Origin of the sequence: Paenibacillus sp. FSL F4-0097 (genome assembly GCF_038593125.1) — a bacterium.
Taxonomy (GTDB): Bacteria; Bacillota; Bacilli; order Paenibacillales; family Paenibacillaceae; genus Paenibacillus_AQ; species Paenibacillus_AQ odorifer.
Window position 1 is genome coordinate 5,027,209 of sequence record NZ_CP151965.1, and the last position, 11,881, is coordinate 5,039,089.

Below are 11,881 nucleotides of genomic sequence, written 5' to 3' on the forward strand. Positions count from 1 at the left end.
AGAACTCAAAAAAGGAGAAAAAAAAGGAAGGTGCCCAGCAGCCAATGGCTTTCGGGGCACCCTCCTTTTTTGATTAAACTTCTCTAAGCACGAAAAGTAGGCTTCTGAAATCGCCCTCGAGCTGTGGAATCGTGAGTCCGAAGTGCATCAGCTCATCCCCTCTGTATACTCCGCCGTTAAGCTCAAGCTTATACGATTTTGCAGGGTCGAGTCCTTTCAGACGCAATCTGCGCAACGGTGGATTAGGCCCGGCCAGAACTTGGAAGTAGGTGGCGAAGGCTTCTTTTTTATCAGCGGAAACAAACATCCATGCCGTCTCGTTTCCTTCAAAAGGACTAAGCAGTCGATAGAAATCACCGTACTGAATCAGCATTCTCAGTTCCTTGTACTCCGAAACCTGCTTGCGGATATCCTCGCGTTCAGCTTCAGTAAGCTTGGTCAAATCCAGCTCGTAGCCGAAATTACCCGACATCGCGACATGACCACGTGTCTCCAAAGGAGTAATACGATGCACCTGATGGTTAGGAACAGCCGACACATGGGCACCCATTGAACTCGCTGGATACACAATACTTGTTCCGTATTGGATCTTTAATCTTTCCACTGCATCCGTATCATCGCTAGTCCAGGTCTGTGGCATATAATACAGCATCCCCGGATCAAATCGTCCGCCACCACCAGAGCAGCTTTCGAACAAAATATGAGGGAAACGGGAAACGATACGTTCCAGCACATCATAAAGTCCAAGGATATAACGGTGTGCCGTTTCGCGTTGACGTTCGGCTGGAAGAAGCGCTGATCCAATCTCTGTCATATTCCGGTTCATATCCCATTTCACATAAGTAATCGGAGCAGATGACAATACCGAGCTAACTGACTCGACGATATAATCGCATACATCCTTGCGGGATAAATCCAGCACTAGCTGCTGGCGGGCTAACGAACTTTTATGCCCAGGTACATGGAGACACCAGTCTGGATGTTCACGGTAAAGATCACTTTCTGGCGATACCATTTCTGGCTCGAACCATAATCCGAATTCCATGCCCATTGCCGTGATATCTTCGCCTAGCTTTCCAAGACCTTCAGGAAGCTTGCGACGATCCTCTACCCAGTCTCCCAGGGAGCTGTCGTCGTTATCACGTTTGCCGAACCAGCCGTCATCCAGCACGAACAGCTCCAGGCCTAGCTCTTTGCCTGCTTTAGCAATTTCTTTGATTTTATCCGCATTAAAATTAAAATAAGTCGCTTCCCAGTTGTTGATCAGAATAGGACGCTTGCTATCGCGGAATTCACCTCTGCATAATCGGGTCCGATACAGACGGTGATAGGTTCTCGATAATCCACCAAGCCCTTCACTGGATCTTACCAATACGGCTTCTGGAGCCTGAAAGGATTCGCCCGGTTCAAGCAACCACTGAAAGTTAAAAGGTTGAATACCGATCCCTACTCTGGAAATTCCGTATTGATCCACTTCTGCTTGGGCAAGGAAACTTCCGCTATACACAAGGCTGAACCCGTAAACTTCGCCATGATCCTCTGTTGCATCTTTTGCAAGCAAGGCCATAAAAGGATTCTGCTGATGGCTGCTGGAGCCGCGTTTGCTGTCAATCCGCTGGATGCCAGGAACGAGTGGTCTTTTGTGAATATGGCGTTCTCTAGTCCAAGTACCGGATAATTGCAGCATGTCATAGTCAGAATCATGGAAGTCAACATTCGCGCTTAATACTCTTTTCAGAACCAGATTGTCCTTACCCAGATTCTCAATCCGCACGGAACGTGTTATAACATCCTGATTGTTAAATACGGTATAGCTCAAGGCAGCGATCAATCCTGTTTTATCATCTTGCAGTATAATTTCCAGGGTCTCTGCTTCTTCTTCACTTTCAACATAAGTAGCAGGCAGACCCTTGAGTGCAGGTTTTCCTTTATTAATGGTGTGGCTCTTATAACGGAAATCCGTTACGGTCGTGCCATCTACTAGGTGAACCTCAAGTGCCGGCTCGCGGAAATCACCGTTTCCATAAGAAGGGAATTCGCTTGGCAAGGTGTCGAGGGAGATATTTTTATCCTCCTGCAAATAAGTTGGACTAAAAGAGCAACGTTCCACCAAATTCAACGGAAGTTGAAATTCTCTCCCTGCCAATTTTGGGCCCCAGTAGACATGCGCTGGAATAACACCTTTGATCAATTCAATAATATAGCTGGATTTCTCAGACTGTAAATGAAACACCTTGCGGTTGTCATCATAATAAATACCCATAATATGTTTGCACTCTCCTTAAGGTAGCTCAATAGAACGTTTATAGTTTGTAATTAATGCTTCTTCGAAGTCTATTTTAGAGTGAAATGGAAGGGTATACAATCTTAATATCTATACCTATTATAGTAAAATATTGATCTATCTATACGCAGAGTCTAAACCACTAGAATATATATCATCAAACTGTCATTTGGAGATTGACAGCCTAGGATATAGTAGGAAAATAACCTTTTGCTCAAATATCAAAGACGGAGCGCACAGTAAGCTGGGAACGCAATTCCTCAACCGTAGCTGGTTTGTCGAGATCTTTTTTGGCAATCGTAACGGTTCTTGAAACGCCAGCTGATAGGTCGAAATAGTTATCACTGAAGATCGCATCTCTTTCCTTGAAATCAAGTCCGACGAAACGGGCATATGCTTTTGACTTCACAGTAATAACGAATTGTTCTGCTTCCTCAGTGAGTACGGCTTCAAGCTCAGGATCAACAAAGCTGAAGTGTTTCGGCTTAACGAACAAGACGGTTCCCCCGCTTATCGTTTCCCCCTCTACCTCAAATACATATTCCAGATAGGCTTCACGTTTCTTCTCTTTTGTATCCAAGACATGACCAAAATCAAGCCGATCGAACTCGGCACTGCTTAAAGCCTCAATCTTCACCGACTTCGCACCTTCCATTAGAACCTCTGATGTCGGAGTAAGCAGTCTCCATCTTAATTCACCGCTCACCTTCTCTCTGCTCTCATTAGAGACATGCAGGGAAACTACGGTTCCTTCGTCATGTGCAGAAGCAAGAACTGGAGCAAAAAAACGTCTAGCTGTATAATGCATTGCTTTCCACCGGCCATAATAATCGATGCTAGACCAGGAAGCAACCGGCCAACAATCGTTCAACTGCCAATACAATGCGCCCATGCAGCGCCCTCTATGTCTACGCCAATGCTCTACGCCACAGCGCATGCCTTCGGCTTGGATAAGCTGGGACGCATAGAGAATAGATTCAAAATCCTTCGGATATTTGTAGGTCTCGCCGATATAATAGAGAATTTTCTCATTTCCGGTATTGTTCTTCTGGTGGGACTCCATGACATAGGAGAAAATATTGCGATCCTCCGGCAGCGTAAAGGATTCAATCGTCTTCAAGCTTGGGAAGGATTGCAGGCCAAACTCAGACATATAACGCGGATAGAGCTTCCGATAATCGGTAAAAGGCTCCTTGCCATGCCAAACGCCCCAGTAATGCATGTCTCCATAGTTCTCGTCATTCGGTTTATCAAAGCTTCCTTTAGAGGAAGGAGAGGCACGCCAGTAGAAGGTATTGGGATCAACTTCCTTAGCGATAGCCGGCAGAAGCACTTCATACTGCTTGATATAGTCGGCCTTTAGCTGGAGCGAATAATGATTCTCCCAATCCCAATCGACCCAAGCCATCTCCTGTTCGTTGTTACCGCACCACAAGCCTAACGATGCGTGATGGCGTAAGCGCTTCATGTTGTCCATCGTCTCATGTGTGATATTGTCCTCAAAAGATTCTGTCAGTGCATAGATCCCGCAGGCATACAGATGATCCTGCCAGACGATAAGCCCATATTCATCGCATAGATCATAAAAATAATCGTCAGGATAATAACCGCCACCCCATACACGAATGGTATTAAAGTTAGCAGCCACGCAGCTTTGGAGCAGGCGATCCGTGCGCTCCTTAGTCACGCGAGGTAGAAGATTATCTTCCAGAATATAATCGGCACCTGTAGAAAAGATAAGTACGCCGTTGATTTCAAAAGCGAATGATTGTCCCCACTGGTCTTCTTCCTGCTTCACAGAAATCGTTCTTAATCCAATCCGCAGTTCTCGACGATCCAGCTCCTGTCCCTTCTGCAACAGTACAACCTCGACGTTATACAGGGGTTGTGCACCCAGATTATTCGGCCACCAAAGCTCTGGCTCCATAATTTCCAGTGTAATATGATGATCTTCTCCCGCAGTTTCGGACACACGACGTTCAACGGCCACACCTGCTGGAGTGTGAACGCTGACTACGATTTCCCGTTCAACCTCCTGCCAGCTCTCTGTTCTTACCCGAACATCCAGAGTAACCTTATCCGGCTCGTGAAATTGTGTAATATAAACATCGTCAACACGGGCACTGTCATACCCCTGAATGGAGAGACTTCTCCAGATTCCAAGATCGGGCAGCTTCGGACCCCAGTCCCAGCCGAACATGGAATGTGCTTTGCGCAGATGGGATATTCCCTCCACTGCATCAGCACAACTGCTAAGCGGCAGCTCCGCTTGCTTCCGCAGAGCAAATTCCACTGGGGAACGAAAAATCGCGTGAATGGTGTTATCGCCTTGCTTCAACACTGACTTAATGTCCACTTCATACGTCCGGTGCATATTATCACTGTTCAGAATGTTAGTTCCATTCACAAAAAGCTCGCATAACGTATCCAGCCCCTCACACAGCAGAAATACGCGGTCATGCTGTAACACTTCAGCTTCCACTTGAAAGCAACGCTGATATTCGTAATCGTAATTGGATAATTCCAGAACCTCATATTCCTGCTCACGATAGAACGGATCCGGCATTTCTCCGGCATTCAATAAATCGTGATAGACAGAACCTGGCACACTAGCCTCCAGCCAGCTCGGCTCATGCAGACGTCTCATTTTCCATTTGCCATTTAGATCTACAAGATGCATTTTCTCCCGCCTCCAAAATGTGCTATTTTGCCTTCTTATAGATCAAGTCTATCAATAATATCTTTATATTTCTTGTGTTGTGTTCTCGAGAATCATGTGCTATTTTAACATCATTAATACACTGGAGGACGAACATGCTCAAATACACCGAGGCAAGCCATATGAATCCTGAACTACTAGCAGACCCTTTCTGGGTGGAGTCCTTAAGTCAGGTATCTCCAGAACATACGCATGATTTCTATGAATTTTTCATTCTCACAGAAGGCAGATGTCAGCATATTGTTAACGGGACAGCGCAGCTGCTTCAGACTGGCTGCCTTGTCTTTATTCGGCCCAGTGATACCCACAGATATGAAGCAGATGGTGATAGCGATTGCCGTTTCCTGAACATTCCCTGCCGCAAAAGCCTCATTGAAGCTGCTTTAACTTATCTGAATGAAGAGGAGTTTTTGCACGGATTGCTGAACACGCCTCTCCCCCGAATCGCCATGTTATCTCAGCTGGAAATGGCTAGTTTCGTCCGTTCTATGGAACGCATTCGCATCCTATCAACCCTAGACAAGGTTAAGTCCCGGATTTTTCTAAAAGGCCTGCTCGTCGATACACTCACCCAGCATTTTTTCTCCGCAGAGACAGTCGCTCAACCAGAATTCCCGCTCTGGCTAGAGCATGCCATAACCAAAATGCATTTAAAGGATAATTTGCACCGTGGACTTCATGCCTTGTACGAGCTGTCAGGGAGAAGCGCCGGCCATGTGAACCGCGCCTTCCGGCAATACTTGAACCAGACGCCTACGGAATATATCAACCAGCTAAAGCTCAATGTAGCCCGCAACCTACTGCTCACTACCGAGCTGCGTGTGGTCGATATCGCTTTGGAATCCGGCTTCGAGAATGTCAGTCATTTCTATCATCAATTCAAAAAATTCTATCATCAAGCCCCGCTTGATTTCCGCAGGAATGCACATGTTAATCGGCTGGTTTAGCTTTTTTATACAACAAAAAGCTTCCCTCTGCTGAAATGCAGAGAGGAAGCTTTTACATAGATAATTATATTATTTTGAGTTCCACAATTCCATACGTTCGCTATACTTCTGATTGAAGATTTCTTCTACTTTTTCATCCCCAGCTTTTTTCATATCCGCAAGCATCTTGTCGAATGTAGAATTGGCTTCGGCTTCAGAAGGAGCGATGATTACTCTCGTAATGCTTTGGTCCATAATATCTTTTACTTTTTGCGCTGTCAGCGCTTCAGGCGTTCCGCCGTCAGGGCCTAAGTTATCAAATTCTGCTGTATCCCATACGGAATCTCCAAGGCTCTTAATGGCCATTTCGTCAATTTCACTACGTTGGTATTTAACGGCCATATCGTATGGCTGTTCATTGGCATCCAGACCATTTTTAACAAACCACAACCATTTACGAACCCCGCTCTTCTTCACAGCATCGTCCCAGTTATCCTTGAAGCTTTGCAGGAATGCAGGGTCTGGTTGTCTCTTTCCATCCACCATGGTGTACTGCTCGCCTTCCTTACCCCATAGCAGCAAATGTTGTCCTTCGTCACTCGCTAGGTAGTTGAACAGCTTGATAGTTTCTTCAGGGTGTTTGTTATTTTTCGTAATGGCAATAGCATCCCATCCAAGTGAGCTTCTTGGTCCGAATGTTGTTTGGGAGGTCTCTGTGCCTGGTGCTACAACCTTGTACGGGAAGAACTGATTATCATCTCCGCCATCCTTCTTCAGAGTACCATTTGCATTACCTGGGTCCCAGTATGCGCCTGGTGTGGAGAACACTGCGCCGGTAGCCAGCTTTTGAATCCATGTTTGTGTTTTGCTGATGGCAAACTCTTTTTCGATTAGACCTTCTCTATACAGACTGTTCACATAAAGCAGCATCTCGCGATACTTTGGATCCTTAACATCATATTGTAATGTTCCATTATTATCATAGTAGGTTCTCAGACCCCACATCCCTTTAAATGTACCGAGATTGGCGCCCATATTCTCACCGTTCATCGTCATTGGAACAGTTTCTTTTCCATCAATTGTCTTGTTTTTCTCTTTAAAATTCTTTAAAAGTGCTTCAAACTCATCCGTTGTGAGTGGGGTAGAGCCATCTGCCTTATCTGGAGCTAGGTCCGCAACCAGATTTTTTCTCATCAGCATACCGAAAACAGGATCACTATCCAGGCCATACCAGTTAGCTAGGTAATAGTTTTTCCCATCCTTATAACGTGTTTTGATCAATGTGTCGCCGTACATTTCTTTAATGTCTGGTCCACTTTTCTCAATTAACTCATCGAGCGCTATAAATGCGCCACTTGTAATGTATTTATCGAGAGAAGCATCGCCCCGGCTCATTACAACTACATCTGGATAGTCACCACTGGCAAGCATCAAGCTCAGCTTTTCCGTAGGATTACCCGTTGGCTGCTGGATTGAGATCGAAATGCCTGTTTTTTTGGTGATTTCCTGCGCAATAGCATCAGTGAAAGGTTCTCCCTTGGTATTTGAATCAAACCAGGTCAATGTAATCGGCTCTTGTTTTTTATCGTCTCCGGCCGTTTGGTTTGTATTGTTTTTTCCATCATTTGAAGCACAACCCGCTAATACACCAACGGCTAATGCGGCAGTAATACTCACGTTCAACCATTTGTTTTTCTTTATCATAGACACCCTAATTCCTCCCATTAAGTAAGTTACTTCATAAGTCTATCAAGCAACCAAGCAAGTCTGCCCGTTCACCCCCCTTCAGGGCCGCTATTTATTTAATCATATTAACTCTTAACCGCTCCCAAAGTCATACCCTTAACAAAGTACTTTTGCAGGAATGGGTATACCAGTACGATAGGCAATGTTGCCACCATCGTCGCTGCCATCCGGATAGTATCACTTGAAACCGCATTCCGCTTAGCCGAGTTAGCTAGCATTTGCGATTGCGATACCATGCCTCCGGTCTGGAATTGGCTTAATATTTTCACGAGTACGGCTTGCAAGGTCTTTAAGTCAGAACTATAGGTAAACGCATAGGAGTCAAACCACGAATTCCAATGTGAGATTGCCTGAAAAAGTCCTACAGTCGCAAGCACGGGTGTGGTCAACGGTAGAACAATCCGGAAGAAAATCGTCAGGTCATTCGCCCCGTCTACCTTCGCCGACTCCTCGATCTCACCAGGCAGCCCCTCCATAAAGGTACGGACAATAATCATATAGAAGACATTCATCAGCCCTGGCAAAATAAATACGGAAAACGTGTCAATCATATTCAGCGCTTTAAGCACCATGTAATAAGGAATCAGTCCGCCTCCAAAATACATTGTGAAGACAAAATATAGATTCCATCCTTTACGTCCCATCAAATTCCGGCGGCTTAGCGGATAAGCAAGCATCGTAATGACAAGGACAGATAGCGGCGCGCCAATTACGGTACGTTTGACAGTAACCCATAAGCCATTCAAAATCTCGCTATCTTTTAAGATTTGACTGTAGCTATCAAAGGTGAGGACTCTGGGCCATAAATAGACGCCACCACGTACGGTATCCTCAGCAGCATTTAATGAAAGAACGAGAATATTCCAAAAAGGGAGAAAGGTAACTAGCAACACAAGTATAAGAATGAGATAAACTATAAATTTAAAAATATGATCCCCGTATCTATTCGAAATCATCACAAGCGCTCCTCTCTTTTTCGGGTTTAGAACAACGCTTGGTCGTTCACTTTTCTAGAAATTCGATTCACAATTACAACAAGTATGAAGGCAATCACGGATTTAAATACCCCAACGGCCGCCCCGTAGGAGAACATGCTGTTTTGTAGCCCGTATTTATATGCATAAATATCGATAACCTCTGAATACTCAAGCACGGTATTATTTTGCAGCAGGTATTGTTGTTCAAAGCCCGCATTCAAAATGCCTCCGACGGCAAGAATCCCTAAAATAACAATGGTTGGACGCAAGGCTGGCAACGTAATATGCCACATTTGCCGGAAGCGACTGGCTCCATCCACTCTAGCTGCTTCGTAGAGCTCTGGATTAATAGCGGAAATTGCAGCAAGATACATAATGGCGCTGAAGCCCATTTCCTTCCACATATTGGACAAAGCGATAATCCACCAGAATAGCGGTCCATTTTGTAGAAAAGCAACCGGTTCCTGAACAATGCCCAACGTCACCAATAAATTGTTAAACATCCCATCGGAAGCCAGCAGTGTAATCACGATGTTTGCAGCGATAACCCATGAGATAAAATGCGGCAGATAAGAAACCGTCTGTACAAATCTTTTGAAAAATCCCTGTCTAGCTTCATTCAGTACAAGTGCGAGGATGATCGGTGCTGGAAACCCGAATAACAAGGTCAGCAAGCTTGTAGCGAGCGTATTGCGCATTACACGGTAGAAGTCTCCGGTAGTAAAGAAATACTCAAACCACTTGAATCCTACAAACTCTGCATGGAAAAATTGTTGAAAAAATGTTCCTCCGCCCGGCTGATAATTCGTAAACGCCATATACATCCCAAACATAGGACCATAAGAAAATAGCAATGTCGCAATTAAGGCAGGTAGCATCAGCAAAAATAACCATTTCTGCTCTTTTAATCTGTACCACAGATTATTGCCTCTGACTGTTTTGATAGCGCTTGCTTTATGCATCAAATACCCTCCCTTTTTATTTAGTGCAGCATGTCGAGCCACATCTCGATTCAACTTCTCTCCTATTCATCTTAAGTCCGCAACAGGTGGCTTTCTATACTTCAATCCTCCGAATGATAGCGCTTTTTAAAGGAGTTTCGGCAGATTCGAGCATTGGATTTCGATATTCAGTCTGCTATGATGAACATGGCAAACAGCGAATTTACAGTAAAGAAGGGACTTCTTCTATGCGCCATATATATAGGAAATATATTTATATGCCTTTTATCGATTTGAGCTTTCGCTCCAAGCTGTTCAGCGTATTTGTGCTAGTGACCATTGTTCCGATGATGCTTTTCGCCTACCTTTCCTACGAATTAACAAAATCAAAATTAACGGATCAGATTTACAGCAATATGATGAATTCAACAGCTCAGATTAATAAAAATTTGGAAAACAAGCTGGACAGCTATGAACATATTTCAGCTTCCATCTACCTGGATAACAGACTTGCCAGCTACCTCACGAGTGAATACCAGGATGATCCTTCTTATCTGGATGTCTATCAATACATAGGCAACCGCATGGACACGATAATGACTGCCTATCCTGATTTTGATAGCGTTTTCATTTATTCGGACAATGAATCACTTCCCAAAGATGATTACTATATCAAGCCGGTAACAGCTGAGGTTAAAGAGACCGAGCTGTTCAAGCAGCTTCAGCAGTCACATGGGAATATCATTCATCTATCCTCACCGCAGACCGAAGATAGTCCGGCCATGTTTACCTTAGCAAGATTTTTGAACAATAACCGCAATCAATATCCCTACGGTATTCTGGTCTTCAGAATCTCCGAATCGGTCATCTATTCTTTAATGGAGGAAGAAGCGGGCGGGAAAGATATTTTTATTATTAATGACAAAGGGCTTATTCTCTCAGCAGCTGACAAGCACTTATTAAATACGAGCCTGCCGGAATTGCTTGATCAGAAATTCGATGAGTCACCATCGGGCAGATTTGATACAACTTACAAAGGGGTAAAGGCATTCGCGGTCTACAACACGCTCAAAAATGGATGGAAAACTGTATCTATCTTCCCCTATGACAGCATCATTCAGGACGCTAAATCACTCTCAGATCTGATTATCAAAATCTCACTCGGCTTTATTGGCGTGGCCCTCCTGCTGATTTACATTACGGCGTCGCTGTTCAGCAAGCGTATCCGTACTTTAATCCGGATGATCCGCCGCCTGGAACGGGGGGATTTCAATCATAGTACAGAAGAACATTTGGGGAATGATGAGATTGGCCAGCTGCATTTTGCCTTCAAGCAAATGACCACCCGGCTCAAAAGTCTCATTACTGAGGTGTATCAGAAGGAGCTGCAGAGTAAGGAGGCCGAGCTTGACCTGCTGCAAGCGCAGATCAACCCTCATTTTCTGTACAACACACTGGGCTCCATCTCGTCGCTTGCCCTAAAACATCAAGATACGCGTATACAAGATTTGGTGCTTCATCTAGCCAAGTTTTATCGAATCTCCTTAAATAAAGGGAAAAGTATATTGACCATCCACGAGGAATTAAAGCTGACCCAGAGCTACAACGCCATTCAGCTAATCCGCTTTAAAGGCCAACTGAACATTACCTACACAGTAGATGAAGCGATCCTGCCCTACTCTACTGTCAAGCTTGCCTTACAGCCTTTTGTGGAGAATGCAGTGCTGCATGCCGTGTGGAGCCAAGAAAGTCCGCTGAACATTCATATCAAAGGTGTCATGGAAGCAAACGATATTATCTTGTCGGTAATCGATGATGGCATGGGGATGAGCCGCGAGACGCTCAGTTCTTTGCTTGAGGATAAGCCTGGACGAGGGTATGGAATCACTAACGTTGATCGTCGCATCAAACTGAAATTTGGTGAGCACTACGGCGTTAAAGTGTTTAGCAGACTAGGAATAGGCACCACCGTGCAGATTCGTTTACCGCAAAAAGAGGTGTAGGAGCGGTGACGAGGGGATTCTCCATTGCGAGAATCCTTTGGCTTGCTTCTCCTTGGATTTGATGGGATCGATGGGATCGTTTAGATCGAAGGGATCGTTTGGATCGTTCGGCACTATTTGCTCCCTCCTCATTCGTATCGGACCGAGGAGACCTTATTTCGATGATTCGGGGCATTTTGCTCGACTATCGGACTCAGATGCAGCAATTGACTCGTTTGTACACTAATTCTGGACAATTTTATAGCAATAAGAGCTATACAGTCCGAAATCTTTGTAAAAAGACTC

The 11,881-nt window shown here is 44.8% G+C and carries 7 protein-coding genes; 2 read left to right on the forward strand and 5 right to left on the reverse strand.

Features of this window, described 5'->3' with window-relative positions; translation table 11 throughout:
* Nucleotides 1–73: 73 nt before the first annotated feature.
* A complete protein-coding gene (locus MHH86_RS22615) occupies nt 74–2,263 on the reverse strand; it encodes an alpha-galactosidase (protein ID WP_076148445.1) in 2,190 nt (729 codons plus the stop codon).
* Between the two features lie 235 nt (nt 2,264–2,498).
* A complete protein-coding gene (locus MHH86_RS22620; RefSeq protein WP_076148444.1) occupies nt 2,499–4,964 on the reverse strand; it encodes a glycoside hydrolase family 2 protein in 2,466 nt (821 codons plus the stop codon).
* A gap of 134 nt (nt 4,965–5,098) precedes the next feature.
* Between MHH86_RS22620 and MHH86_RS22625 the strand changes: the two genes are divergently transcribed.
* The gene (locus MHH86_RS22625) at nt 5,099–5,950 is read left to right on the forward strand and encodes a helix-turn-helix domain-containing protein (RefSeq protein WP_076099824.1); all 852 of its coding nucleotides are present in this window, start codon (nt 5,099–5,101) and stop codon (nt 5,948–5,950) included.
* A 69-nt stretch (nt 5,951–6,019) separates the two neighbouring features.
* Here the strand turns inward: MHH86_RS22625 and MHH86_RS22630 are convergent, their stop codons facing one another.
* The 3 genes from MHH86_RS22630 to MHH86_RS22640 form a co-directional block, all read right to left on the reverse strand.
* Nucleotides 6,020–7,633 (reverse strand): extracellular solute-binding protein, encoded by a 1,614-nt coding sequence (locus MHH86_RS22630; protein ID WP_038574721.1) that lies wholly within the window; start codon nt 7,631–7,633, stop codon nt 6,020–6,022.
* Nucleotides 7,634–7,740: 107 nt separating this feature from the next.
* Nucleotides 7,741–8,631: a carbohydrate ABC transporter permease gene (locus tag MHH86_RS22635; protein WP_038572696.1), complete on the reverse strand. Its 891-nt coding sequence runs from the start codon at nt 8,629–8,631 to the stop codon at nt 7,741–7,743.
* A gap of 26 nt (nt 8,632–8,657) precedes the next feature.
* A complete protein-coding gene (locus MHH86_RS22640; protein WP_051491272.1) occupies nt 8,658–9,614 on the reverse strand; it encodes an ABC transporter permease subunit in 957 nt (318 codons plus the stop codon).
* A 113-nt stretch (nt 9,615–9,727) separates the two neighbouring features.
* Here MHH86_RS22640 and MHH86_RS22645 point away from each other — a divergent pair, with 113 nt between their 5' ends.
* Nucleotides 9,728–11,596 (forward strand): sensor histidine kinase, encoded by a 1,869-nt coding sequence (locus tag MHH86_RS22645; RefSeq protein ID WP_051491273.1) that lies wholly within the window; start codon nt 9,728–9,730, stop codon nt 11,594–11,596.
* Nucleotides 11,597–11,881 lie beyond the last annotated feature (285 nt).

Coding starts and splice junctions, on each gene's coding strand:
- MHH86_RS22615 (WP_076148445.1), bottom strand. CDS start 2,263: ATGGGTATTTATTATGATGACAACCGCAAGGTGTTTCATTTACAGTCT.
- MHH86_RS22620 (WP_076148444.1), bottom strand. CDS start 4,964: ATGCATCTTGTAGATCTAAATGGCAAATGGAAAATGAGACGTCTGCAT.
- MHH86_RS22625 (WP_076099824.1), top strand. CDS start 5,099: ATGCTCAAATACACCGAGGCAAGCCATATGAATCCTGAACTACTAGCA.
- MHH86_RS22630 (WP_038574721.1), bottom strand. CDS start 7,633: ATGATAAAGAAAAACAAATGGTTGAACGTGAGTATTACTGCCGCATTA.
- MHH86_RS22635 (WP_038572696.1), bottom strand. CDS start 8,631: ATGATTTCGAATAGATACGGGGATCATATTTTTAAATTTATAGTTTAT.
- MHH86_RS22640 (WP_051491272.1), bottom strand. CDS start 9,614: ATGCATAAAGCAAGCGCTATCAAAACAGTCAGAGGCAATAATCTGTGG.
- MHH86_RS22645 (WP_051491273.1), top strand. CDS start 9,728: ATGATAGCGCTTTTTAAAGGAGTTTCGGCAGATTCGAGCATTGGATTT.